Consider the following 22,722-nt stretch of genomic DNA (forward strand, 5'->3'; position numbering starts at 1 on the left):
TAGCTAATGCGACTGCCAAGGTTAATCTTTGTTTTATTCGGTTGATGGTTAAGAGGCTTGCTGCACCTTCTTAGATGTCAAATGGGTTCTATAGTTCTGTCTCCCAACTCCAAATGACAAATGACAAAGGACTAATGATCAATGACTAATGACTAATTAACTCCACTGCATCTCGTTCATCATAATTTTGTAAGTAAACTTTGACAACTTCTTCTTTAGCAGTAGGTAACTTTTTGCCAATAAAATCTGGGTGGATTGGTAATTCTCGATGGCCTCTATCTACTAACACAGCTAAACGAATCACCTCTGGTCTACCGTAGTCGTTGACTGCGTTCAAAGCAGCGCGAATCGTCCGTCCTTTGAAAATCACATCATCCACCAGTACAACCGTTTTCCCCGTCAGGTCAAAAGGAATTTCGCTTTTCGCTGGAGTCCGCAATCCAATTTTGTCGAGGTCATCTCGATAAAATGTAATGTCTAAGGCGCCGACTGACACGGCTACACCTTCTAGCGTCTCAATCTGACGCGCCAACAATTCGGCTAATAACGCACCTCTGGTATAAATACCAAGAAGCACCAGTTGAGACAAATCACGCGTCCTTTCCACAATTTGAGAAGCAAGGCGAGTCAAGGTACGACGGATTTCTTCGGATGAGAGAATTTCAACTACTTTGGCAGACATAGTGAGTGATAAGTTAGGAGTGATGAGCTAGGAGTTAGGAGTTTTTATTCTTAACTCCTAACTCCTAACTCCTAACTTTATATTTATCATTACCTATTTGGGAGTATTAAGAATATTGCGATCGCTATCCCTAACCATACCAAAAAACAATATCGGGTCAACTGCAAAGCATTCTGAATGGAAGTTGCAGTAATGGGATAAATAGCATCTCCTAGTAGTGGTTTGTACTTAGCTACCCCACGATACCAATTTGTACCCCCCATCTGCACACCCAAAAACGCAGCATAGGCGCACTCACTCCAGCCAGAATTGGGACTAGGATCGTTAATTGCATCCCGACGACAAATTCGCCAAACACCCATCGGTTTACCCGATAACAGCGCCAGAGTCACAACTGTTAACCGACAAGGTATCCAAGTCAAACAATCTTCCAACCGCGCACAGAACCATCCAAAATAAGTATAGGGTGCTTCTCGATAGCCCACCATTGAATCAAGAGTACTGCTGGCTTTATATGCTAAAGCCAAGGGAGTTGGCCCCACAAGTGGCATAAAGACACCAACAATTGCATAAAAAAGTGGAGCTATTACCCCATCAGTGGCATTTTCTGCAACCGTTTCTAAAACGGCTCGGGATATTTCTGGTTGTGAGAGGTTTTGGGTATCTCGACCAACATAATTACTTAAAATTTTTCGAGCTTTTTCCAAATCTCCTGCTGTTAAAGGTTCTAAAACAGCCATCGCTGCGGCTCGTAAACTTCTGCCAGCAAAACAACTAGCCAAAAGAATGCTATCTATTGCAATTCCCAGCAACGGATGAACCAATTTAGCACTTTGAATAATCAAAAACCCAACAAGTCCACTACCAATTATGAGGATAATACTTAGTAAAATTCCAGCTAGGCGTTGCGTTAGAGAATTTTGACACAATTGGAGAGAAAATTTGGTCAAGCGAGAAATTACCCACCCCATAACTTGCACTGGATGAGGCCAATTCCAAGGATCGCCAATTAAGTAATCTAAAAGTGCAGCAATTATTAAGATATAGATGCTATTGATCATAAGTTACGAGTCAAGGGTCAATATTTGGACTATTGGCCAGCAATTTTAGATTTTGGATTTTGGATTTTGGATTTTGGATTAAAATAATTTTTGGTTCATGTTCCGTCGCTTGTGGACGGAACCAATCTAAAAGACGCTCTCTCTAGCTTGCTTACCTGTAAGGTTATGCGGACTTCTAACACTGCGCGATCGCAAATCTAAAATCCTTGAGCTAAGTCCTCTTGTGGGCATCAATCCAAAATTGCAAATCTAAAATCCAAATTTGTTTGACTTTTGGCTAAACCACAAAACTAGCTTCTTCTCCAAGGGCAGCTTGCCGGCTGCGAGCATCATAATAAAGGTCTGCCAAAGTAATACTGTACAAAGCTTCTTTGAGCTTTTGGTTGAGTCTCTGCCATAGGCTAAATGTTACCCAATCTTCAGCTTGTGCAGGTGCTGGGGTGTGATGGGGTAAATGGCTAGTCTCGCCAACTGCTTCTAAAATTTGTCCTATAGATATTTGTGCAGGCTCTCTTGCCAATTGGTATCCGCCGATGCTACCACGAATTGATTTAACTATTGACGCACGACGCATTTCTATTAGTAGTTTTTCGAGATAAGGTGCTGGGATATCTTGGCGTTTAGCGATCGCTCTCACGGATACAGGGCCATATTTTGGCTGTAAACTCAAATCTAGCAACGCCTTCACACTATAGTGTCCTCTGGTAGTTAGTTTCATTTTGGCAAGCTTTGTTATTTGTTCTCTATCATTTGTAAATAACCAATACTTCGACAACGCTCAGTACAAGCGATCAATAACCAATTATCAATGGCTAAGGATCAGTTTTACTTATCATTCTCTGACTCTGTTATCATCTTCAGCAAGTAAACAACTTTTCGAGCGTCTGTTTAGAAAACTTAAAACTTGTATAGTCTAGCAGTGATTCACTAACTATATATATAGTTATCAGCATTGCCAGAATTTTCTAAAATAGATTGTCTTGGCAATATTGGTAAAGGCATAACAATTGTGCATCTGAGTGTAATATACTTGGCTAGGTTGAGATAAAAACTAAAGGATTATGTTCCTATTAGCTCAACGTCAGGTAAAATAAAATCGATTCCAACACTTCAAACATTCATTTTCGACCTAAGTTGATGCCTAAACAGAAAAAAATTGAACCCCTACTCGGTGAAGAACTGCTCAAAAAAGTCAAAGAGCTAGAGAGCGAGAGCAAAGAAGACAAAGCCAAAAAGTGCGGCTACTATACCGTTACCAAAAATGGTATAGAGCGCGTCAATATGATGAAGTTCTTAAATGCCCTAATTGATGCTGAAGGCATTCAGTTGGACAGTACACCCAGTGCTAATGGGCGTGGTGGACGTAGTGCTAGCTATAGAATTAGTGTGCAATCGAATGGTAACTTACTTATAGGTTCAGCTTATACAAAACAGATGAATCTGAAACCAGGAGATGAGTTTCTGATCACTTTAGGCAAAAAGCACATTCGTCTGAAACAGGTAGATCCAGAAGATCGCGAAGATGATGAAGCCATAGACGCTACAGCTTAAATAATATAGTTAAGAGTCCAAAGTCAACATATTTTGGATTTTAGATTTTAGATTTTGGATTGACCCCACTGAGAAACGGATGGGGCTTGAAGATTTTGGATTTTGGATTGTTTTTGGTTCATACCCCACTCTTTCTAGGTGGAACAAATCTAAAATCCTTAAGCTGCATCCCATTGTGGGTGCAGTTAATCTAAAATTGCAAATTCAAAATCCAAAACTGATTGACTAATGACTAATGACTAATGACTATATCTGTGGTTGGTAAGACTGGTAAATAATGGAGAAGTGCCTTCCGCGTAACTGCTAAATTGCAGGTTAAAGCAATTTGCTCTCTTTCTAGTAAACCCAAAATGCGATCGGGTTTATCTCGTGCTACCACTGGTAATTGATGCAAACCTCTAAGACTCATGCGGTCTAAAGCTTCAGATAATAGTTCATCTTGCCAAGCATAAAGGATTTCAGTAGTACAAATGTCTATGAGAGTTTGACTGGATAAACTATCTGGAATTTCAGTTGGTGAATTTGAGTAAGTTTGCCAAAGAGCAAGCGCACGGTTAATATCTTCCAGAGAAAGGATACCAACTAATTGCTCTGCTTGATCAATTACTAAAGCACTGCGGACGCGATCGCGGATCATTTCTACAGCTGCATCTAATACTCCAAGAGTTGCAGGTAACTTTTTTGGACACGGATACATGGCATCTTCTACCAAAATTTGCTGCACAATTTCCGCTTGTTCATCTTTTAATTCCGAAAGACCAATTTGTTGTAAATTAGAGTTAGAGTTAAAAGTTGGTTTAATCCTTTCCACTAGCCAAACACTTAAACCCACAGCTGCCATCAACGGTAAAACAATGCGATAGTCGCGCGTTAATTCAAACAGCATTAAAATAGACGTTAACGGCGCTCTAACACTACCAGCCAACACAGCTGCCATTCCTACCATTGCGTAAGCTGGAGGAGCCGCCATCTGATCGCAAATAGCCGGGAATGCTACAGCCAAAACTTTGGCGTAAGCCGATCCAAAAGAAGCACCTAAAAACATGGCTGGTGCAAACAAACCGCCGATGAAACCACTACCGGCACTAATTGCAGTCATCACTAACTTCACCACCAACAGCACCACTAACAGGTAGAGTGGAAACTCCACATCCTGAAGCATTGCTTCTACAGTTTCATAACCCACGCCCATAATTTGCGGGAAGTGCAAAGCAACTGCGCCAATTATCACACCGCCAATTATTGGATGAATCGGCTCAGGAATTTGTCCCAAAAAGGCAAAACCTGGAACTTTTCCAGCAAAGCAGGCTTTTGATAAACGAATTGATTGAGTATAAGCCAGAGAAACTAGGCTAGCACCTAAACCTAAGCCAAGGTAAAGCGGTAATTCCAAAGGACTGCGGACTTGGTAGACAGGTAAATCAAAAGCAGGTTGTGCCCCCAAACCAATTTGGGCAATTAATGCTGCTACCACCGCCGCTAACAGCACCACACTCACACCAGAAGTAGCGAAAGATGTCGCCATTACCACCTCTAGGGCAAAAAATACTCCAGCGATAGGAGCATTAAATCCGGCCGCAAGTCCAGCCGCAGCGCCAGCAGCTAAAAGCAAACGTTGGCGTTCTTGAGATACATTCAGGATCACAGAGAACAACATCCCAAAATTTGCGCCAATTTCTACACTCGGACCCTCAGGTCCCAAAGAAGCACCGCTCCCCAAAGAAACAGATGCAGCCAGCATCTTTGTAACTGGTCGTAGTGGTCGCCTAATCTCTGTTCCCTCAGAGGCGGCGATAAGAGATGAAAGTTCAGGGCCAAAATCTTGAGTGCGCCAGCGCATTAAGCCAACGATTAATCCGCCAAGGGTGGGAACGCACGCTAAAGTCCAAGCACCCCAAACGCCGATTTGACCCATTAAATTTTCCAGCATCAACTTGTGAATCAGCTGAATTAAATAGTGAAAAGTGACTATACCCATACCCGTACCACCGCCAATGAGCATGGCTAAAAACAGGACAATGGTTTCTGGGGATGGTTGAAAACGATTAATAAGGTAGGCTAAACGAGCGGAAGGTGTAGGAAAGGCAGGTTGTTCCGTTACCTTCCTCAGTTGAGTGGGAGGCAAGATCATTGAGAGGCGTGGTAAATGTAAGAAAAAATTTAAATTTTTATCTGTTACTTATCATTGTGAGCCATTATTTAGCAACCAGACAAGTAGACTTTATTTGCTTGATTTACAAAGATTTAGTAAAAAATGTCATTGTGCAAATTTTTATGGGAAAAATGGTTAAATGGGAGACAATTATTAAAGGGTCAGCGATGCCTAGTTTAGATGTAGGTGCGGCTAGTGGGGTGGGAGCGAGTGCCAATGCTATTTTTTCTAAAGACGACAGACAAGTTTTTGTGGGCTGCGTGGACGCACCCACAAATATTAACTAGGAGTCATCCTTGCCTAAATCTAGCTATACTCGTGTTGCGACCATTGAGCCATCCTTGATAGTAATACAATGTATGTATGATTAATGACTGATGTTAAACCATACTTGGAAGTCTGCTAAGTATCGATCCCAATTCAGTATAGCTATTGTTATAGAGCGAGTAAATGGACTAGGCGGATGAGGTAAATGAATATACACACCTTTGATAATCATTATGTTACTTGCCCAATTTGCCAAAGAAATAATACGCCCAAACTAGTTAAAACGCGCATGGGCTTGTTTTGCTGTCCCAATTGCCAGGAACGGCTAGTAGTTTGCCAAAGCGGTCATTATGTGCGCGATCCGTTTACTTGGAGACAATTGATGGTTGCTTCGTCGCTACGTCGTCAAAGCCGACCTTTAGCTAGGATTGTCAGAGATTTTGTCTTGCTGAAGCGTCCTATAGTAGCCTTGGCTGTAGGAAGTGCTATTTTTTTTAGTGCGATCGCCTTAACTCAGCAAAAGACAAACTACGATCACCAAGGGTTTCCCACAATAGAGAAAGTTAATAAACCAGGAAACAACACTCAATAAATGGATTACTTTGGTATAAATCAAATATTACTTTGATTTTTGTAATATTATAACTAAATACTTCTATAAAACCGTGTCTTATTGCCCCAAATAGGACACGGTTTTACATTATTAAATTTGAAAAGAGTTTTTGGTCTAACGGGACGCAAATCATCGTATTGTCGTCGCATATCGGGAAAGCTAACGACGAGTTGTTGACATTTTTGATTAAAGACATATAAAAGTCGCTTACCAACCTCAATATTTTCTACCGCGAAATAATCTGCGATCGCTTGTAAATCACCAGAAGCAGGGAGTAAGATAATGTACTGATAAGTAAGGGACTGACAAATAAAAAAATGTTCCAAAACTGACGCAAAAACTCTCTCTATTTCTTCTCTCTGCGTTCTCTGTGCGGCAGTCGCTCATGGGGGAAACCCCCAAGACCGCGCTGCCTTGTCTGGAGTGGTTCGTTTATTGGAATAATTTATTTCTTGTCAGTCCCTAAGAACCCTGATGTATTAAGTTGGGTTGACGCTTGAAATAATCTTGCTGAAAAACGGGAAGACTATGGTTACTCTTTAATGGGGAAATTTCCATGAAAGTCCTCAACAGCAAAATGCTCAAAAAATCTCTGCTCAACTGTTTGATTTTACCTTTTTCTCTTGCAACCGGGCTGTGTGTGGGAACGCTTTTTGATTCCAAAGTTAATGCTTTACCAGGGCAAAGTACAGAGGAAGTAAGCAGCTGGATTAAAGCACATCCCACCCTCCGCCCCAGGAGTGGGGAGCAATTGTTCGTGCAAAAGACTGATACTGCTGCTCAAAGATTCACTTTTCAAGCGTCGGTATTGCCTCCCGGTAGGGTAGAGTTTTCCAAAGACCGTGGCACAATTCGGAGTGAGCGTATTGCCATGTATGATGCCATTAACGGCATGACATTTACGCGTCTCCAGGAATCTTTGCGGGTGATTTATGGCTTAGAGATTTATCAAGACTACGATCGCGCCCAAGTCGTGTATCAGTATCCCAACGAAAAGGTAGTTAACTCGGCGCGTTTTGCCAAAAATCCAATTCAGGAAGCTTTAAAGGGAGAATTACGAGTAGGCGATCGCTATGTATATTGGGTGGAAATTGCTCAACCCAAGACGGGCAAAGCTTTTACTGGTCAAATGACGATTTTGCTCAAAACTGACCTAGACAAGTTAGAAAATGAACTGCAAACTCGGTAATGGTCATTAGTCATTGGTCATTAGTCATTAGTCATTAGTCATTAGTCATTAGTCATTAGTCATTAGTCATTAGTCATTGGTCATTAGTCATTAGTCATTAATCATTAGTCATTAGTCATTAGTCATTAGTCATTAGTCATTAGTCATTAATTATTCTTCCCCTGCCTCCCCTGCCTCCCCTGCCTCCCCTGCCTCCCCTGCTTCCCCTGCCTCCCCTGCTTCCCCTGCTTCCCCTGCTTCCCCTGCCTCCCCTGCTTCCCCTGCTTCCCCTGCCTCCCCTGCTTCCCCTGCTTCCCCTGCTCCCTCATCCCTTCTCGTTAAAAGATGACTGAATAATGTTCTACAACTTCTCCAACCCTATAGGAGCGGGGGTTTGCCATGTACCCGAAAAGATACTTTCAGATGCTAAGGAAATTCGTAGTAAATCTTCCTTGAGTAGCGGCGGCCAATCAACCCCGGCTTTACGCCCTGCGGCAAATAGCTGTTGCCCCTTAATGCTTAACTGATAAAGGGTCAAAGCCAGCTCTCGGTCTAGGCTCTTTGCATCTTTGAGGGCTTCAAACACCACTTTCAATGCCAACAAAATCGAGGTTATCTGACCGGGTACCGGTGGTTTTCCCTGTTTCATACGCGTCAACAGCGCATCTGGGTTTTCCTCGCTTGTGATTGTCTGATCTATGAGCAGTTTCCGAGCTGTTTCGTAATTCATGTAGCCAGTTTAGCGTACATTTTGCTTCAGCAGGAATACCTAATTAAAAAGTCACTAAAACTAGCTTTTACTTATTTATAGCAATCTCTGATGATTTGTGAAAAGATAAACATGGGGAAAATAATGGGGGATTTGCGATGCTCTATACTTTTGCAGATAGACTGAATATAATATCTTTGAAAAATCCGTCCCGCTTATAATCAGAAGCAAAATGATATCACCGAATTTACTAGAAATTGAGCGCTCCGTCCGTGCCTTGTCTGTGGAAGAACAACTTTGGCTGCTAGAAAGTATTGCTCGACAAATTCGAGAAAGTGAATATACAAAAGATAAATTGCCTAATGCCAAAAATTCGGAAGAACAACTAGAAGTTATGGTTAATCAGGCAAATATTCCAAGAGAAATTGCTGCTATAAATGATGAGTTTGCAATTTCAGAAATTCTCTAATATGGGAAAGTAATAATTATGAGTTTCCTAGATTTAAAAAGTTAAATATACAGCTTTTAGAGATTCTCTCGTTCCCAGTCTGAGACTAGGGCTATTTCATCCTCATCTAGCCCGCCTCAGAATGAATTCTAAGTCTAAGAGGATGAATGAACAAGTTTTGGGCGAATAGAATAGAGCCTCCGGTCCGCTGACGCCTTAAACGAAGCTATGCCGAAGGCTTTACGTTACTACACAAACTCTCGTCCGCCTTCGCAAACTAAGTAAGTGGGCGCAAATAATCATCACTGGCTCGTAGTTGCGCTAAAGCGCAAGAGGGCGCAACTACGAGCCAAATACAGAGATTTTACTTTTCGTTACATAGTTTGGTTTTATCTTGCCTACCTACTTAATACAAAATCAGCAATTTAAAACCCACGGAGGTTGGTTCCGTCTATGTAGACGCGATTTATAATCGCCCAGGTAAGTAACATATTAGACTTTTCAAACAACCTCTAATAGCACTCATTCATCTAAAGATGACTGAGACTCATGTTCTAGTCGGTTTTAACGGACTTTAGCTAAAAGCTAAAGAACTTTAGTTCTAGGCGGTTTATGTATAGAATGAAATAGCCCTAGTCTGAGACTATACTTTGGGCAATGAAAAATTTTATCGTAACTTCAAGGGTTTAATAACCTGGAATCTATATGTAGCAGCAGTTTCAGTCGGTGTTAAAATCCCCGTCTGAAATATCTAAAATGTTTGAATTTTGAATGGGTGAATTTTGAATTGTTAACCCCAATCCAAATTGGGAAATTCATGAGCCATAAAATTCATAGCTTAATAGTCATTGTCAGCCACACAAATGCCTTTACATTTAATACCGTTCGTAACGGTGCGCTGACAATGAGAACATAGAACTTTTTCGTTTACTGTTTCTTGATTTGTCTTTAAACTAGTGCTTGCCTGTAATTTTTCTTTTTGGGTCTGGATTTTTAAAGTCATAGTTAAAAACCGTTTAATTACTTAGAACTTTTATCAAATATTGTGTTAATGTAAACGCATCTACACCCAATTCGGTACGCTCCTGGGCGGCTATTATACCCGCTTGCGAATGCCACCATGCAGCAGTTGCCACAATATCTTCTAGGGGAATCTGTTTAGTTGCTGCTTGCGCCAACAATCCACCCAGTAGCCCAGTTAACACGTCACCGCTACCGCCACGTGCTAAGGCTGGTGTGCTTTCAGGAACAATCCAAACATCACCTTGAGGATTTGCGATCGCAGTTCTCGACCCTTTTAACAATACTATCGCCTCACTTTGGGCTGCCGCTTCCCGTACTGCTTGCACCCGATCATGTTTGGCATGGGGGACATCAGGAAACAATCGCTCAAATTCGCCAGTGTGGGGTGTGAGTACGGTTACAGCAAGACGTTTTTTTAATGTGGCGATCGCTCCCATTTGTGCCAAGATATTTAAACCATCGGCATCGAGAATTAGAGGGCGATCGCTTTCTATGACTTCTTGGACAATGGGAGTGGCATCTCGTGTTAAACCGGGGCCACAAGTGATCGCATTAAAAGAACTCAGATCGGTTTTTTCGGGTAATTGTAAGTGGGCGATCGCTCCAGTTTCCGTCTCTGGACAACCGACAATTAGCGCTTCTGGCAAGTGTGACACCAAAAGAGATTTCAGCGATTCGGGTACAGCGATCGAAAGCATTCCCACACCACTAGCCCTAGCACCCAAAGCAGTTAAAATTGCTCCACCTGCATATCGGCGCGAACCGCAAATCAGCAATAAATGTCCTTCCTTATATTTATGGGTGACTGGTGGACGGGGTAAGGGTAAATTAGCAAGTGCCGTTGGTGGTGTAATACGTTTAATCTTGGGTGCATCTTTTAGAACAGCTTCCACATCAGCTAAAGGAATATCAAAATCGATTAACTCAGCTTTGCCGAAATATTCCAGCGCCTGATCTTGAAAAAAAGCTAGCTTCCATAAACCCAAGCAAAAAGTGTGAGTCGCGCGAATCGCAGTTCCTAATACAACGCCAGTGTCAGTGTGTAAACCTGAAGGTAAATCAATACTATAAATCGGCACAGATAATTCATTTAACTGATTAATTGCAGAAGCGATGGGATCGGTGAGGTTTCTTTCTAAACCAAACCCAAACAAGCCATCAATCAACAAATCAGAATCTGGCAGTTGCTCAATCGTTTGATAAATTGGAATGCCCAAACTCTGAGCATACTGCAAGTGCTGCGAAGTTAATTCTTTAAGCTTAGAGAAAGGAGAATAAATCCAAACCTCATACCCGCGAAACTGTAATTCACGGGCTACTACTAAAGCATCCCCGCCATTATGACCTGGGCCGACAAGAATTCCAACACGAGATCCCCCCGCCTGCGGCGATCCTTTTAAACCTTTTAAAAAGGGGGTGTTTGAAGGAACAGAGTAAATCTTTTTAAGGGGAGTTAGGGGGATCTCTTGAATGCGACGAGCAATTAATCCCGCCACCTTTTCCATCAAAGCGACTACAGGCATTCCTGCTGCAAAGATCCGATCTTCAATATCGTGCATCTGCCCAGCAGTCACTACCACTTGCGAAATTTTTTCTTGCCTGTTCTGCATCAGTCCTAATTCCTGTTAGCGGATAGCTATGGTTGAGCCAGTGCTAAGTTATGAGTTTCAATTACCCTGAAACTTTAGCAGATTCACACAATCATATTTTAAGGGACTTTCCAAATAAAAAATATCCCAAAACTGACGCAAAAATTCTCTCTATTTCTCCTCTCTCTGTGTTCTCTGCGCCTCTGTGGTTAGATAATTTATTTCTCGCAAATCCCTAATCGTAACTAATCCATGTATACCTAGCGCTGCAATTACACCTCCCAGTAATCCCCAAGTCCCATCGGCAAATACATTGATGCGATGAATGTAGGTGCGATGATAGGCATACTCTAACTGTCTATCATTAACTTTTCCCGCCTCTACCAGGTTTTGTACATACCTTTCAGCTTTGATCAGAGCTGCATAATCGAGATTAAACCAATATAACGACACTCCCACCACCGCCAAACCTGGAAAAACCAAAGTAATTAAGAGAATTGCTATACGTGTGTTCATGCATCTCATCGGCTGATATATCTGCTTAATGCTGACATAGCTGGAATCTTTGTGTTACAACTTGGCAGACAATTTAATCATGCGTTGGAGTGGGTGAATCAGATTTTGGGAATAATCCTCATAGTGTTTGAAAGCATCGTTTTGGCTGGGCTGCACGCTATGAGAGCGCGATTTATAGGAAAAAAGCAGATTTTTGGCTGTTTATCTATTGCATTTTCCTGCATTTTATGGATTTATTTGACATTAATTCCAACGCACGCAACCTCCACAGGTTCTATTGATAATTTGCGACAACAGCAGCAACAAATGGACCAGCAGCGTCAGGGTGTGGTTAACGATCGCGATCGCTTAACAAATCTCCAACAAGAGGCTCAAAAACACCTGACTGGTTTAAAGCAAAATCTGCAAACTACAGATAGCTATATTCAAGAGAGCGAATCACGATTACAACTCGCCACCCAACGCCTCGATCAGTTGGAAACTGATTTAGCTGTAGCGGAACGTTCATATCAGGAGCGGCAAATAGCAACAGTAGCACGATTGCGTTATCTCCAGCGATCGCCTGCTTCTGTTGGGTGGGCTGTTTTGCTCGAAAGTGAAAATATCAGCGACTTTTTCAGCCGTCGTCATCAGTTGAAGTTAGTGTATCAGGCAGACGAACAAATTTTGGTAAAACTCAACGCCCAAGCAAAGCTCATAAATAAACAAAAAACGGACGTAGAACAGCAAAAAAACGAAATTGCCTTGATTCGTGAGCAATTATTAGCACAAAAATCCGATTATCAAACTCAGGCGCAGTCACAATCAGAATTGATTCAACGCCTCAATAGCGATCGCCTAGCCTTGGAAGCAGCGCAAAACCAGCTAGAGAGGGAATCCAAAAATCTGGAAGTCTTGATTCAACAAAAGGTAGCAGAAGCTAGAGCAACAGAAGAAGCGCAAGCAAAAACCAACAGCAGGACAAGTGTAATCATTCGGGGAACTGGTGTAATGGCATATCCTAGCGATGCTGCTACTAGCAGTCCCTTCGGCTGGCGGATACACCCAATCCTTGGCTATCGTCGCTTTCATGCCGGGTTGGATTTTGCCGCTAGCTATGGTAGTACAATTCGGGCAGCCGATTCGGGCAGAGTAATTTTTGCTGGGTGGTATGGTGGTTATGGCAGAGCTGTAATTATCGACCACGGTAATGGTATAACTACACTCTACGGACATACCAGCGAGTTGTATGTTTCCGAAGGACAAGCAGTCGAACGCGGACAAGCGATCGCTGCTGTCGGTTCTACAGGTTTCTCAACTGGACCTCACCTCCACTTTGAAGTCCGCCGCAATGGTACACCGGTAGACCCAGCTAATTATCTTTGAACTTATAAACCAAGTTTCTCTAGGCTGCAAATTTTATCACAGACGTGCTATAATGTGTAAGACTAAGGGCGCGTAGCTCAGTGGATAGAGCAACAGATTCCGGTTCTGTGGGTCGGGGGTTCAAATCCCTCCGCGCTCGTTACTTTGTTTTATAAGACTAAACACAAAATCGAGAGGTCATTTTCTCTCGCCAGATAAACCCAATTTATCCGACGAAAAATAATGGCAACGGATAGCTGGAATACAAAAAATTATAAGTTAGACTTCTTAATATAATTTGGGATTATAATTCATTGATAGATTATGTCTATAATAATCCCTAATAACTTACTAGAAAATATATTTTTAATATAATTTATACTAAACTTCAATTTGAGATTGGCAATACATTCAGGCAACCTAAATTTCAGGTTGACAAGAAGGTGGTGCGCTTTGATTATGTGGTTGCTAATTCGATATGGAATCAGGACAACTACAGCACAGATGCTTATGAAGAATAGAAGAGTTGAGACAAGCGGATTATAATCTTAGCCCTTCGCAGTTTGTAGATGTTAGCGATAAAGTTGTGCATCGTGCGATCGCGCATATTTTGACAGATTTGGCGGTAGCAAGACAAGAGAGGGAATGGGCGGATAAAGATTTAGCTGAGGTGCTTGCTAATTTGACATTTTAGATTTTGGATTGATTTTTTCAGGAGGATACGATAATGACTCAAGCAATTGATAAGGAACAAATGATAATTGATGAATTTAAAAAATTATCTCCTGAGAAGCAGCAGGAGGTATTAAATTTTATTGAATTTTTACATTTTAAATCACAAAAGCAGGATGTACAGCACAAAGAAGAGAAAGAACCTATTTCCGCCTATGAAGCGGCAAAAGAGTTTGCTGGCTGTGTTGATGGAGGTCCTGGGGATCTAGCTACCAATAAGAAGTATTTAGAAGGCTTCGGTTGGAAATGAGAAAAAAGGTACTTCTAGATACAGGCCCCTTAGTCGCATTTCTCAATAATCGGGAAAATTCGCATGATTGGGCAGTTAATGAATGGAAAAAGATTGAACCGCCAATTTTACTTGCGAAGCAGTAATTACTGAGACGTGTTTTATATTGCGAGATTTTTATGGCGGAGAGGATGCGGTTATGTCTTTACTAGATTCTGGCTTAATTCAAATCTCTTTTCGTCTCAGTGATGAAATAGCAACGGTTAGAGAGTTGCTGAAGCGGTATCAGAATGTGCCGATGTGTTTAGCTGATGCGTGTTTGGTAAGAATGAGTGAGTTAATTGTGGGGAGTTGTGTCTTGACGCTAGATAGTGATTTTCAGGTTTATCGAAAGAATAAGAATGAGATGATGGATTTGATTATTGCTGATGGGATATAAAAGGGAGATATAAGTACCTAAAATTACAGCCAATCACTTTTAAAACATCCTCTAAGCTTGACATTTTGCCTGTGTATGCTATGTAACTTAAAAGTTTAAAAGGCGAAAGGCAAATATGGTTTTCCAGTATATTAACGCATTTGTCACCATAGCATCGGTTAATTGCGAGAATTTAGTGAATTTCTATACTAAATTGCTGGAGCAAAAGCCAGTTATTTTGATTGCGAATGTCTATGCTGAGTTTAATTTGGTTAGTATGCGTTTAGGTATTTTTCAACCAAAGAACACAAACGAATCGGAATTTGAAGCCAGCGCCAAAAGTAAGATAAGTTTGTGCTTAGAGGTGAGTAACTTAGAAGATGCGATCGCTCACCTAACAGCTTTAGGCTATCCCCCACCAGGAGACATTTCTATTGCTTCCCACGGTAGAGAAATTTATTCCTATGACCCTGATGGCAATCGTATAATTCTACATCAAGCTGGTAAAAAGAGTCATTAGTCATTTGTCATTTGCAAAGACAAAGGACAAATAACAAAAGACAAATAACAAAGGAAAAATAACAAAGGACAAAGGACAAATGGCTATAACTCAAAATTATAGATTAAACCTGATTCAATGGTATCCAGGTCATATTGCGAAAGCTGAAAGGAAGCTCAAAGAACAGCTAAAGCGCGTAGATGTGGTGTTTGAGGTACGAGACGCGCGGATTCCCTTAGCGACTCACCATCCCCAAATAGGTGAGTGGGTGGAGGGTAAGACACGGGTGTTGGTACTGAACCGAGTAGATATGATTACGCCGCAAATGCGATCGCTGTGGATAGATTGGTTTAAACGTCAAGGGGAAGTCCCTTATTTTACCAACGCTCAACATGGTAAAGGTATAGCAGAAGTGGCGCAAGCAGCGCAAGCAGCTGGGGTAGAACTCAATAAAAGAAGAAGCGATCGCGGCATGTTACCGCGTCCAGTGCGAGCTGTGGTGATTGGTTTTCCCAATGTCGGTAAATCAGCTTTGATTAACCGCTTGTTGGGACGGCGAGTAGTAGAAAGTGCAGCCCGTCCTGGGGTAACTCGCCAACTACGCTGGGTGCGAATTTCCGAACATTTGGAATTGCTAGATGCTCCTGGTGTCATCCCTCTAAGATTGGAAGACCAAGATGCAGCATTAAAATTAGCCATTTGCGATGATATCGGTGAAGCTTCTTACGATAACCAGCTAGTAGCAGCAGCCCTAGTGGATTTACTCAACTATTTGTCAGCTGTAGCCGCAGATTTATTACCGAAGAAATCATTACAGTCCCGTTACCAACTCGATTCGACATCAGACACCGGAGATACCTATTTGCACGCCTTGGCGGAGCATCGTTACAAAGGTGATATAGAGCGAGCTGCAAGACAACTTTTAACAGATTTTCGCAAGGGTTTGTTAGGTGAAATTAGTTTGGAATTACCAGAAGATGGCGGGAAGTCTGAAAGCCCTGTCTCTTCAGAGCAGGGATGAAAGACGACACGAGTGGCTTTAGCCACCTACCGCCTTTTAACCAATGAAATTCCTTGAATGTTTCCATGATTTAAGCTATAAAAGTCAGCGTAAGACTAATAGATCCGATGCTAGTTTTTGAGTTCAAAGCATACGCAAAACCTATCCAGTTCGCCGCGATTGACGATGCGATTCGGACTGTGCAGTTCATTCGGAATAAATGTATCCGCTTTTGGCTGGATAATCCTTATGTCAGCAAGTACGACTTGAGTAAACAATGTGCGATTCTAGCGGCTGAGTTTCCGTTTGCTAACGAACTTAATTCGATGGCGCGTCAGTCCGCCGCTGAACGTGCTTGGGCTGCGATCTCTAGGTTTTATGACAACTGCAAGAAAAAAGTAGCTGGACTCAAAGGTTTCCCTAAGTTCCAGAAAGATAACCGTTCCGCTGAATCTACGACGGGCTACGCCGAAGCAACATTTTTTTCTGTGTGATTTTGGTCTGAAGCTTTTGGTATATGTAAACTAGCCCCACTAATCGCTTGAGAATCTATTTCAGTCAACCACAATAAACTCTAGACTAGCAGCACATAAACCCGTAGTATCGAATATGGAGTTTATATGAGTTAGGAATTGTTACATGGCAACTTATAAGGTCACATTACGTACCCCAGAAGGCGAACAAGTAATTGACGTTCCTGATGATGAGTACATCCTAGAAATCGCTAACGAGGAATATGAGCTTGACTTGCCCTATTCTTGTAACGCTGGTTCTTGCTCTACCTGCACTGGTAAGCTGATTTCAGGTACAGTTGACCAATCAGATCAGAACTTCTTAGACAACGATCAAATGGACGAAGGATGGGTTCTTACCTGCGTTGCCAAGCCCACTTCTGATTGTGTAATCGAAACCCATCAAGAAGAAGCCCTTAACGGTTAACTAAGAAATGTGGATTTAATCAAGAGCAATTTTTGTAGGGTGCGTTATAATATTCCTGCTAGCGCACCTAAAATCTGGGGTGGTGTATAACACCCTATAAAAGATTTAAAATTTTGCACTTTCCTAATAAATCTGTATAGGCTGAGTAATTTAGGCGAAAAAGCGCTCTCCAAAAAGGGAGCGCTTTTATTTAGTTAACGGGGTGTAAGTGTCACCTATACCCTTACGCTTAAAGCTTACAATGCGTAGCGTATCCTACAACTATTTATTAGATTCATGCGAATAATGATAATAATTTTTCCTGTTGGATTTTTTAATTTAACAGAGATAAGATAATAAAATATTCCTCACAAAATGCTGATAACAGATATGTCTACAAGTTGGATTTACCTTATCGCCGCAATCCTCTTTGAAGTTTCAGGCACAACTTGCATGAAGTTATCAGAAGGATTTACTAAAATAGGGCCTTCCATATTAATAGCTGTCTTTTATGGACTTTGTTTTACTTGTTTGACCCTTGCTCTCAAAAAACTTGAAGTGAGTGTGGCTTATTCTGTCTGGGCTGGATTGGGAACTATCTTAATTGCTATTATTGGTATTATCTGGTTTCAGGAATCTGCCACACTCATCAAACTCATTTCCATCGCCTTAATTATCATGGGGGTAATAGGCATAAATGCAAGTTGACGGGGGATAGTAATTGGAGTTTATGTGAAAATTGAATTTATTTACAATCATTAAATTTATTAATATCAAAAATTAAATAAATTTTTAACACAAAATCTTTCCGATTTAAGAATCATCGGATGTAGTTTTTGGAATCGTGAATGTATATATGTCATTGGTCAAACCAATACTGGAGATGTTACTGGAATTTATATAGAAAGTGATTTTAATTACAATCCCTAAAAATATGTTTATGATGGCTACAATAGCCGTAAAATAAGCCAGTTTATGAACCAGTGTTTAGCTCATCGCACTCATTACATTATCAGTTTTTGGGATGTTGGCTACAGCTACGAAGTCGGACAAACCCTCACAGGAGATTGGATAAGGGAGCGATTGCAAAGCTAATTTGAATACAATCCTTAGAAAGCACTACAAAAACCTAATGTCTAAAAAGCCCGCACAGTTACAAAATCTTTTTGCCGCCCATCACTCAAGCGACTGGCAAGAAAAATTAGTGCAAGTAGCCTATCGTTTTAACCGAGAGTATCAACGTGAAACCTTTGAACTCCCAGCAGAAGTACAGGCGATGCCGATATTCCGTGAGTGGATTGGAGGTAGTTTCTCAGGAAGAATTGCTTCCCCTTTTTGGGAAGTTGCTAAACCTCAAAAAAACCAGCACTGTATAGATATTGGCTGTGGTATCAGCTTTTTAATCTATCCTTGGCGGGATTGGCAAGCATTTTTTCATGGGCAAGAAATCAGTAATGTGGCCCGCGATACCCTTAATTCTCGTGGGCCACAGTTGAATTCTAAGCTGTTCAAAGGTGTTGAATTGGGAGCAGCCCATCAGTTAAACTATTCACCAGAGCAGTTTGATATTGCGATCGCCACAGGATTTAGCTGCTATTTTCCCCTCGAATACTGGAATGCTGTACTAGCAGAAGTCAAGCGAGTATTAAAACCAGGTGGACATTTTGTGTTTGACGTTCTCAATCCAGAACAGCCTTTAGCAGAAGATTGGGCAGTTTTGGAAACTTATTTAGGGGCTGAGGTGTTTTTAGAGCCTGTAGCTGAGTGGGAAAAAACCATTAAAGCAGCTGGTGCTAAAGTCGTAACCCGCAAATCAGGCGAATTATTCGAGTTATACAAAGTGCGGTTTTAAAAATAAGTAGCTAGGCGTAAATAAATTAAAGTTTGTAGTGAGTTAGCCAGGTACAAGCGTCACCCATTGGGTCAGGACTTTAGTTTTGATAAACCTTCCTATGAGCGATGAATCGCTCACTACGAACTCGGATTTTATTGTATGTTTAATTATGCCTACCTACTTACCATCACTCAGGGATAAGTGGACTCATGGGATCTAAAGAAGTTGTAAAAACAAAATAGATTACCCCAGCGCCGAGAATCATCACGGCGAGACTGAACAGCAGTACCCAACGGTCTGTCGGTTCATAAGTATCTTCTTCGATATCACGACGGACTGCGAAATAGTGTGCTGTTGATAGCCACACCGTAATCAAACCCACCAGCGAGAAGACTAAACCTAACTTCCAGCCTGTGCCAGGACGGGGTATTAAAGGTACTTGGAAAGCACGCAAACGCACGATGACGACACCAAAACCTAAAAGAGCAATTCCTGTCCGCATCCAAGCGAGGTAGGTACGCTCATTTGCCAAGTGATCTCGGATTCGGGACGGATTCAGTCGTCCTGGCTTTTTTTTATCTTTATCTTCTTCTGTAGGTTTCAATTTTAACTGCATCAATAACACCCTTATCCCCAAAGCGGCTCTGATTAAAAATATGCGGAGGTAATAGCAAATCTCCTTCCAGATGACTTGCACCCAGCGCAATATTTACCCTAATGAAATATACCTGTTGTGATTGTACATTTTTTTCAAAATTTATTTTAATGCAGATATCTAAATAAAACAAGCCTGAGTGAATAATTCGTAATTGATGGTAGAGAATAAGTGTAAGTAATAAAGTGTAATTAATAAAACAGCCAAGATCAGAGAGGTTTTTCACTAGTGCGTGTCCTGTTTTATCTCTGATTTTGGCTGTTATCCTGTTGAAATTGAGAACAATAAATTAAAAATAGATTATGCAGTTCTGTTTTAAGACTGAATCCTTACGGCGCATTAGGAACTCGTGTATTTATGATAGCCTGCGATATATCTGGGATAAACCAGTTAGCCGTTTTGCTGTTAAGAACTTTCACAGTCGGAACATTCAAGTCAATCGCAGCAGTATCTGGATTTGTTTTAATTACCAACTGAGTTCCATCAAGTATTTTTAGTGCAGCCGGCCCTAGCAATTCTTGACCTTGCCCATTAGGACTAGAAGTGAAATTTGCTACCTTGACATCATTCGCTAGATAGATGCCATCACAATCCCAGTTGTTTTCAGTGGACTGACCATTCGCTAAAAAATACAGATTATTGTCGTATAGGGCATCTTCATCTTCTTCTTTATTTGGTCTTTTGCCATATACACCTACGGTATTACCTGTTTGGTTGTCGCATTGACCCCAGTTGATTCCCGTCTCTAAAGCATATTTTTGCAGTGTTAATTCTTCGGTTCTCTTTCGAATTTCTTCTGGAGTCAGACCTTCAACTTGAGTTTGGGCATCTTTTGTCTGAGAGAGTTCTTTCAGAGCTTTAGTAACTTCGATATAGTCAGGGTTTTTGCTAAACTTTGGTCTATCAGCAAAAGAAGGTTGAGCAAAGGCGAGATTCACCAAAACGATCAAGACAATTAGCAGAGATTTCCAGATTTTCATGTTTTGATTCCTGTTGATGGGTAATACTTTTTGCAGTTTTGAATTCATGTTGATAAGAAATTTCATTATGCACCTGTTTTTAGACACTTAGTTTTTCTTGTTCTTGACTCGACGACTGATTATTGAAACCTAAAATTAATGAAAATATATAACTAGAAACTACAGATAAAAGAGTCCAACTAACATTTTCTGTAACAATAAATATACCTAGTCCAATCAATATACAAGGCACAAAAGTATTGCCATTCTCTGTTAAAAAGTTAGCGATCGCAGGCAAATAAGTTAACTTATAAGCGGTATAACACCAGACAGCCACCATTGTAAAAAATACACTTAGTATCACTAGCAGACTATCTAATTCCGAACTGGCAAACAGGGGTACGTATACGCTGATATTATCACTACCATTCGCAAAGGCGATCGCAGCTACATTGCATGTTTGCGGAGATAAAAAACTGCTAATTACAGAAGGACAAGATGGCTCGGTTTCTTCTTCAGCTTCCTCTGGTGAATCCTCTTCGCGTTTTAGTAAACTACTCACACCAATGATTATTGGCATTAAACCAAGTAGTCTAATCCAGTCCTGCGGTATGATGAGTCCACCGAAGAAACCGGGAAGGCTAGCAACGATCAATGCAGCAAATCCGAGATACTGACCACCAAGAATGTGACGACTGCGGAATGTTTTATTTATTTGTGAAAAAAGCAACGTCAGAATGACAATATCATCAATGTTGGTGGCAGTGAATGCGGTAATCCCTGTGGTAATTGCAGTTACAAAATCGCTCATTTGTGAAAGTCCTTATTTTCATGCTTGGTAATTGGCCAGGGGGCATTGGTCATTTACAAAGGACAAATGACCAATGACCAATGACTAATGACTAGGTAGAAAGCTTTGATTTATACTTTAGTCAAACTGACCGATAGAATCAAATGCTTTTGTTTGTCAAAATGATAAATGAAAGTGATTAAAAATTTGACACCAAGTTGTAGGGATACCATAAATGGCAGGAATGACGCTTGAGCAGCTAAAAATTTTTATGGCTGTGGCGCAGCATTTACACTTTACTCGCGCAGCAGAGGAGCTTTATATTACACAACCTGCCGTCAGTGCAGCAATCCACAACTTAGAGCAAGAATACGGTGTGAAGCTGTTCCATCGGATTGGCCGGCATATCGAGATAGCTGAGGCTGGTAAATTATTGCAAGTGGAAGCACAGAAAATTCTCGATCAAGTTTCCTTGACTGAAAGGGGATTGCGAGAATTGAACAATCTGCAACGGGGTGAGTTGAAATTAGGATCAAGTCTGACAATTGGTAACTACTGGCTACCAAGTAAGATTAGTGAGTTTAAAAGCCGATATCCCGGTATCCAGATTAACTGTAGCCTTGCCAATACAGAAGAGATTTGTGTCGGAACGGCGACAGGACAGTTTGATTTGGGTTTGGTAGAAGGAGATGTGAAGCCAGCGCTTCAGAGTACTTTAGAGTACGAAATAGTAGGAAGCGATCGCTTACAAATTGTAGTAGGTCAAAAACATCCTTGGTTTGAGTGGGGAGAAATTGACTTAACCCAATTGACTCAAACCCTTTGGGTGATGCGAGAACCAGGTTCTGGAACCCAGCAAAGGTTTGAGGAAGCCCTACTAAATTGGGGAATCAATCTCAGTGAACTGGATGTGATTTTAGTGTTTAACAGTGGAGAGATGACAAAAGCAGCGATAGAAGAAGGTGTCGGTGCAATTGGAATTTCTGAGTTGATGGTAAAAAAAGAAATACAGTTGGGAACTCTGCGGGCAATTCGCGTGATTGATAATAGAGAGGGTAAAGGTACGATGCATACGGCGGGCTACGCCTACGCAGAAATAGTTCGACCTTTTTTCAAACTAAAGCATCGTCAACGTTTTCAAACTGCTCTTTCCAAAGTTTTTGAACAAATGTTGATATCGTCTATGTTAGATGGCTCGCATTAACATATATCAAAATCAGTTATGTGAACTACCCCAACTTACCGAGTACGGTTGAAGTTGGGGCTTCTGTACTCACAGGCGAGTGCCGCAACTTTGCCTTTCGCCCTAGTTTTGGTCTTACCTCTCCTCCTACAGCAGAGACGGCTGAACCTTCCGCCTTTATCATTCTGATGCCTTCGGCTCTAATATTTGCTGCTGCGTTTCCATCCCTATCATGATGAGTATTGCAATGAGGACAAGTCCACTCACGGATATCCAACGGCATCTCACCTACTTGATAGAAGCAATTAGAGCAAAGCTTAGAACTAGGGAACCATCTATCAATCTCAACCAACTTTCCACCTCTGCGTTCTAGCTTATAGGC

29 protein-coding genes, 1 tRNA gene and 1 pseudogene are annotated in these 22,722 nt (G+C 41.3%); 18 read left to right on the plus strand and 13 right to left on the minus strand.

Annotated features, from left to right (window positions below; all coding sequences use genetic code 11):
* Window positions 1-145: 145 nt before the first annotated feature.
* The 3 genes from pyrR to V7K32_RS07835 form a co-directional block, all read right to left on the minus strand.
* Window positions 146-682 carry a bifunctional pyr operon transcriptional regulator/uracil phosphoribosyltransferase PyrR gene (gene pyrR, locus V7K32_RS07825; protein WP_109008636.1) on the minus strand — a complete coding sequence of 179 codons (537 nt, stop codon included), beginning with the start codon at window positions 680-682 and terminating at the stop codon, window positions 146-148.
* A gap of 89 nt (window positions 683-771) precedes the next feature.
* Window positions 772-1,743 (minus strand): adenosylcobinamide-phosphate synthase CbiB, encoded by a 972-nt coding sequence (cbiB, locus tag V7K32_RS07830; RefSeq protein WP_334991865.1) that lies wholly within the window; start codon window positions 1,741-1,743, stop codon window positions 772-774.
* A 277-nt stretch (window positions 1,744-2,020) separates the two neighbouring features.
* Complete coding sequence (locus tag V7K32_RS07835; RefSeq protein ID WP_334991867.1) at window positions 2,021-2,461, minus strand: Rrf2 family transcriptional regulator; 441 nt, start codon at window positions 2,459-2,461, stop codon at window positions 2,021-2,023.
* Between the two features lie 419 nt (window positions 2,462-2,880).
* Here V7K32_RS07835 and V7K32_RS07840 point away from each other — a divergent pair, with 419 nt between their 5' ends.
* The gene (locus V7K32_RS07840; RefSeq protein WP_229554449.1) at window positions 2,881-3,294 is read left to right on the plus strand and encodes an AbrB family transcriptional regulator; all 414 of its coding nucleotides are present in this window, start codon (window positions 2,881-2,883) and stop codon (window positions 3,292-3,294) included.
* Between the two features lie 232 nt (window positions 3,295-3,526).
* On the opposite strand, the gene V7K32_RS07845 is transcribed toward V7K32_RS07840, so the two are convergent.
* Window positions 3,527-5,425, minus strand: a complete 1,899-nt coding sequence (locus V7K32_RS07845) for a chloride channel protein (protein ID WP_334991870.1) — start codon at window positions 5,423-5,425, stop codon at window positions 3,527-3,529.
* A 56-nt stretch (window positions 5,426-5,481) separates the two neighbouring features.
* Between V7K32_RS07845 and V7K32_RS07850 the strand changes: the two genes are divergently transcribed.
* A complete protein-coding gene (locus tag V7K32_RS07850; protein ID WP_334991872.1) occupies window positions 5,482-5,733 on the plus strand; it encodes a hypothetical protein in 252 nt (83 codons plus the stop codon).
* 185 nt (window positions 5,734-5,918) lie between these two features.
* Window positions 5,919-6,305, plus strand: coding sequence for a hypothetical protein (locus V7K32_RS07855; RefSeq protein WP_334991874.1), 387 nt, complete (start codon window positions 5,919-5,921; stop codon window positions 6,303-6,305).
* Between the two features lie 53 nt (window positions 6,306-6,358).
* Here V7K32_RS07855 and V7K32_RS07860 read toward each other — a convergent pair whose 3' ends face one another.
* Window positions 6,359-6,652 (minus strand): hypothetical protein, encoded by a 294-nt coding sequence (locus V7K32_RS07860; RefSeq protein WP_334991876.1) that lies wholly within the window; start codon window positions 6,650-6,652, stop codon window positions 6,359-6,361.
* A 251-nt stretch (window positions 6,653-6,903) separates the two neighbouring features.
* On the opposite strand from V7K32_RS07860, the gene V7K32_RS07865 reads away from it, so the two are divergent.
* Window positions 6,904-7,515, plus strand: coding sequence for a hypothetical protein (locus tag V7K32_RS07865; RefSeq protein ID WP_334991911.1), 612 nt, complete (start codon window positions 6,904-6,906; stop codon window positions 7,513-7,515).
* Window positions 7,516-7,855: 340 nt separating this feature from the next.
* Here the strand turns inward: V7K32_RS07865 and V7K32_RS07870 are convergent, their stop codons facing one another.
* Entirely contained in the window at window positions 7,856-8,224 is a 369-nt protein-coding gene (locus V7K32_RS07870; RefSeq protein WP_334878954.1) for a Dethiobiotin synthetase, read from the minus strand.
* Between the two features lie 211 nt (window positions 8,225-8,435).
* On the opposite strand from V7K32_RS07870, the gene V7K32_RS07875 reads away from it, so the two are divergent.
* Complete coding sequence (locus V7K32_RS07875) at window positions 8,436-8,672, plus strand: hypothetical protein (protein ID WP_334991878.1); 237 nt, start codon at window positions 8,436-8,438, stop codon at window positions 8,670-8,672.
* Between the two features lie 995 nt (window positions 8,673-9,667).
* On the opposite strand, the gene V7K32_RS07880 is transcribed toward V7K32_RS07875, so the two are convergent.
* Window positions 9,668-11,284, minus strand: coding sequence for an NAD(P)H-hydrate dehydratase (locus tag V7K32_RS07880; protein ID WP_334991880.1), 1,617 nt, complete (start codon window positions 11,282-11,284; stop codon window positions 9,668-9,670).
* A gap of 150 nt (window positions 11,285-11,434) precedes the next feature.
* Window positions 11,435-11,779: a hypothetical protein gene (locus V7K32_RS07885; protein ID WP_334991882.1), complete on the minus strand. Its 345-nt coding sequence runs from the start codon at window positions 11,777-11,779 to the stop codon at window positions 11,435-11,437.
* Between the two features lie 159 nt (window positions 11,780-11,938).
* On the opposite strand from V7K32_RS07885, the gene V7K32_RS07890 reads away from it, so the two are divergent.
* The 12 genes and pseudogenes from V7K32_RS07890 to V7K32_RS07940 all read left to right on the plus strand — a co-directional run bounded on the left by V7K32_RS07890 (window position 11,939) and on the right by V7K32_RS07940 (window position 18,771).
* A complete protein-coding gene (locus V7K32_RS07890; protein ID WP_334991913.1) occupies window positions 11,939-13,144 on the plus strand; it encodes a murein hydrolase activator EnvC family protein in 1,206 nt (401 codons plus the stop codon).
* A gap of 66 nt (window positions 13,145-13,210) precedes the next feature.
* Window positions 13,211-13,283 (plus strand) — tRNA-Arg (locus V7K32_RS07895).
* 211 nt (window positions 13,284-13,494) lie between these two features.
* Window positions 13,495-13,644, plus strand: coding sequence for an N-6 DNA methylase (locus V7K32_RS28685; RefSeq protein WP_442938706.1), 150 nt, complete (start codon window positions 13,495-13,497; stop codon window positions 13,642-13,644).
* Window positions 13,645-13,649: 5 nt separating this feature from the next.
* On the plus strand, window positions 13,650-13,817 hold the full coding sequence (locus tag V7K32_RS07900) for a hypothetical protein (RefSeq protein ID WP_334991884.1): 168 nt from the start codon (window positions 13,650-13,652) through the stop codon (window positions 13,815-13,817).
* A 33-nt stretch (window positions 13,818-13,850) separates the two neighbouring features.
* On the plus strand, window positions 13,851-14,105 hold the full coding sequence (locus tag V7K32_RS07905) for a DUF2281 domain-containing protein (RefSeq protein ID WP_334991886.1): 255 nt from the start codon (window positions 13,851-13,853) through the stop codon (window positions 14,103-14,105).
* Window positions 14,106-14,283: 178 nt separating this feature from the next.
* Window positions 14,284-14,523, plus strand: coding sequence for a hypothetical protein (locus tag V7K32_RS07910; protein WP_334991888.1), 240 nt, complete (start codon window positions 14,284-14,286; stop codon window positions 14,521-14,523).
* 115 nt (window positions 14,524-14,638) lie between these two features.
* Complete coding sequence (locus V7K32_RS07915) at window positions 14,639-15,022, plus strand: VOC family protein (protein ID WP_334991889.1); 384 nt, start codon at window positions 14,639-14,641, stop codon at window positions 15,020-15,022.
* A 79-nt stretch (window positions 15,023-15,101) separates the two neighbouring features.
* Window positions 15,102-16,022, plus strand: coding sequence for a ribosome biogenesis GTPase YlqF (gene ylqF, locus V7K32_RS07920; RefSeq protein WP_334991891.1), 921 nt, complete (start codon window positions 15,102-15,104; stop codon window positions 16,020-16,022).
* 107 nt (window positions 16,023-16,129) lie between these two features.
* Window positions 16,130-16,462: pseudogene (locus tag V7K32_RS07925) on the plus strand (RNA-guided endonuclease TnpB family protein); the annotation flags it as partial.
* A gap of 178 nt (window positions 16,463-16,640) precedes the next feature.
* Window positions 16,641-16,940 carry a ferredoxin gene (locus tag V7K32_RS07930; protein ID WP_334991893.1) on the plus strand — a complete coding sequence of 100 codons (300 nt, stop codon included), beginning with the start codon at window positions 16,641-16,643 and terminating at the stop codon, window positions 16,938-16,940.
* 369 nt (window positions 16,941-17,309) lie between these two features.
* The gene (locus tag V7K32_RS07935; protein WP_334991895.1) at window positions 17,310-17,627 is read left to right on the plus strand and encodes a DMT family transporter; all 318 of its coding nucleotides are present in this window, start codon (window positions 17,310-17,312) and stop codon (window positions 17,625-17,627) included.
* 424 nt (window positions 17,628-18,051) lie between these two features.
* Window positions 18,052-18,771, plus strand: coding sequence for a class I SAM-dependent methyltransferase (locus V7K32_RS07940; protein WP_334991897.1), 720 nt, complete (start codon window positions 18,052-18,054; stop codon window positions 18,769-18,771).
* A gap of 169 nt (window positions 18,772-18,940) precedes the next feature.
* On the opposite strand, the gene V7K32_RS07945 is transcribed toward V7K32_RS07940, so the two are convergent.
* The 4 genes from V7K32_RS07945 to V7K32_RS07960 form a co-directional block, all read right to left on the minus strand.
* Entirely contained in the window at window positions 18,941-19,369 is a 429-nt protein-coding gene (locus tag V7K32_RS07945; RefSeq protein ID WP_334991899.1) for a YidH family protein, read from the minus strand.
* A complete protein-coding gene (locus V7K32_RS07950) occupies window positions 19,335-19,634 on the minus strand; it encodes a hypothetical protein (protein ID WP_334991901.1) in 300 nt (99 codons plus the stop codon). Before V7K32_RS07950 ends, V7K32_RS07945 begins: the two co-directional genes overlap by 35 nt.
* 103 nt (window positions 19,635-19,737) lie before the next feature.
* The gene (locus tag V7K32_RS07955) at window positions 19,738-20,388 is read right to left on the minus strand and encodes a hypothetical protein (protein WP_334991903.1); all 651 of its coding nucleotides are present in this window, start codon (window positions 20,386-20,388) and stop codon (window positions 19,738-19,740) included.
* Between the two features lie 79 nt (window positions 20,389-20,467).
* Window positions 20,468-21,178, minus strand: coding sequence for a cadmium resistance transporter (locus V7K32_RS07960; protein ID WP_334991905.1), 711 nt, complete (start codon window positions 21,176-21,178; stop codon window positions 20,468-20,470).
* Between the two features lie 214 nt (window positions 21,179-21,392).
* Here V7K32_RS07960 and V7K32_RS07965 point away from each other — a divergent pair, with 214 nt between their 5' ends.
* Entirely contained in the window at window positions 21,393-22,361 is a 969-nt protein-coding gene (locus V7K32_RS07965; RefSeq protein ID WP_334991907.1) for a LysR substrate-binding domain-containing protein, read from the plus strand.
* A 25-nt stretch (window positions 22,362-22,386) separates the two neighbouring features.
* Here V7K32_RS07965 and V7K32_RS07970 read toward each other — a convergent pair.
* Window positions 22,387-22,722, minus strand: a 336-nt coding sequence (locus V7K32_RS07970) for a zinc ribbon domain-containing protein (protein WP_334991909.1), incomplete at its 5' end; no start/stop codon positions are given.

Source organism: Nostoc sp. (assembly GCF_036917635.1).
Lineage (GTDB): Bacteria > Cyanobacteriota > Cyanobacteriia > Cyanobacteriales > Nostocaceae > Nostoc.

What these genes read in the sequence shown, in the direction of transcription:
- pyrR (WP_109008636.1), bottom strand. Translation starts at nt 682, where the DNA reads ATGTCTGCCAAAGTAGTTGAAATTCTCTCATCCGAAGAAATCCGTCGT.
- cbiB (WP_334991865.1), bottom strand. Translation starts at nt 1,743, where the DNA reads ATGATCAATAGCATCTATATCTTAATAATTGCTGCACTTTTAGATTAC.
- V7K32_RS07835 (WP_334991867.1), bottom strand. Translation starts at nt 2,461, where the DNA reads ATGAAACTAACTACCAGAGGACACTATAGTGTGAAGGCGTTGCTAGAT.
- V7K32_RS07840 (WP_229554449.1), top strand. Translation starts at nt 2,881, where the DNA reads ATGCCTAAACAGAAAAAAATTGAACCCCTACTCGGTGAAGAACTGCTC.
- V7K32_RS07845 (WP_334991870.1), bottom strand. Translation starts at nt 5,425, where the DNA reads ATGATCTTGCCTCCCACTCAACTGAGGAAGGTAACGGAACAACCTGCC.
- V7K32_RS07855 (WP_334991874.1), top strand. Translation starts at nt 5,919, where the DNA reads ATGAATATACACACCTTTGATAATCATTATGTTACTTGCCCAATTTGC.
- V7K32_RS07865 (WP_334991911.1), top strand. Translation starts at nt 6,904, where the DNA reads ATGCTCAAAAAATCTCTGCTCAACTGTTTGATTTTACCTTTTTCTCTT.
- V7K32_RS07870 (WP_334878954.1), bottom strand. Translation starts at nt 8,224, where the DNA reads ATGAATTACGAAACAGCTCGGAAACTGCTCATAGATCAGACAATCACA.
- V7K32_RS07875 (WP_334991878.1), top strand. Translation starts at nt 8,436, where the DNA reads ATGATATCACCGAATTTACTAGAAATTGAGCGCTCCGTCCGTGCCTTG.
- V7K32_RS07880 (WP_334991880.1), bottom strand. Translation starts at nt 11,284, where the DNA reads ATGCAGAACAGGCAAGAAAAAATTTCGCAAGTGGTAGTGACTGCTGGG.
- V7K32_RS07885 (WP_334991882.1), bottom strand. Translation starts at nt 11,779, where the DNA reads ATGAACACACGTATAGCAATTCTCTTAATTACTTTGGTTTTTCCAGGT.
- V7K32_RS07890 (WP_334991913.1), top strand. Translation starts at nt 11,939, where the DNA reads ATGAGAGCGCGATTTATAGGAAAAAAGCAGATTTTTGGCTGTTTATCT.
- V7K32_RS07905 (WP_334991886.1), top strand. Translation starts at nt 13,851, where the DNA reads ATGACTCAAGCAATTGATAAGGAACAAATGATAATTGATGAATTTAAA.
- V7K32_RS07910 (WP_334991888.1), top strand. Translation starts at nt 14,284, where the DNA reads ATGTCTTTACTAGATTCTGGCTTAATTCAAATCTCTTTTCGTCTCAGT.
- V7K32_RS07915 (WP_334991889.1), top strand. Translation starts at nt 14,639, where the DNA reads ATGGTTTTCCAGTATATTAACGCATTTGTCACCATAGCATCGGTTAAT.
- ylqF (WP_334991891.1), top strand. Translation starts at nt 15,102, where the DNA reads ATGGCTATAACTCAAAATTATAGATTAAACCTGATTCAATGGTATCCA.
- V7K32_RS07930 (WP_334991893.1), top strand. Translation starts at nt 16,641, where the DNA reads ATGGCAACTTATAAGGTCACATTACGTACCCCAGAAGGCGAACAAGTA.
- V7K32_RS07935 (WP_334991895.1), top strand. Translation starts at nt 17,310, where the DNA reads ATGTCTACAAGTTGGATTTACCTTATCGCCGCAATCCTCTTTGAAGTT.
- V7K32_RS07940 (WP_334991897.1), top strand. Translation starts at nt 18,052, where the DNA reads ATGTCTAAAAAGCCCGCACAGTTACAAAATCTTTTTGCCGCCCATCAC.
- V7K32_RS07945 (WP_334991899.1), bottom strand. Translation starts at nt 19,369, where the DNA reads ATGCAGTTAAAATTGAAACCTACAGAAGAAGATAAAGATAAAAAAAAG.
- V7K32_RS07955 (WP_334991903.1), bottom strand. Translation starts at nt 20,388, where the DNA reads ATGAAAATCTGGAAATCTCTGCTAATTGTCTTGATCGTTTTGGTGAAT.
- V7K32_RS07960 (WP_334991905.1), bottom strand. Translation starts at nt 21,178, where the DNA reads ATGAGCGATTTTGTAACTGCAATTACCACAGGGATTACCGCATTCACT.
- V7K32_RS07965 (WP_334991907.1), top strand. Translation starts at nt 21,393, where the DNA reads ATGGCAGGAATGACGCTTGAGCAGCTAAAAATTTTTATGGCTGTGGCG.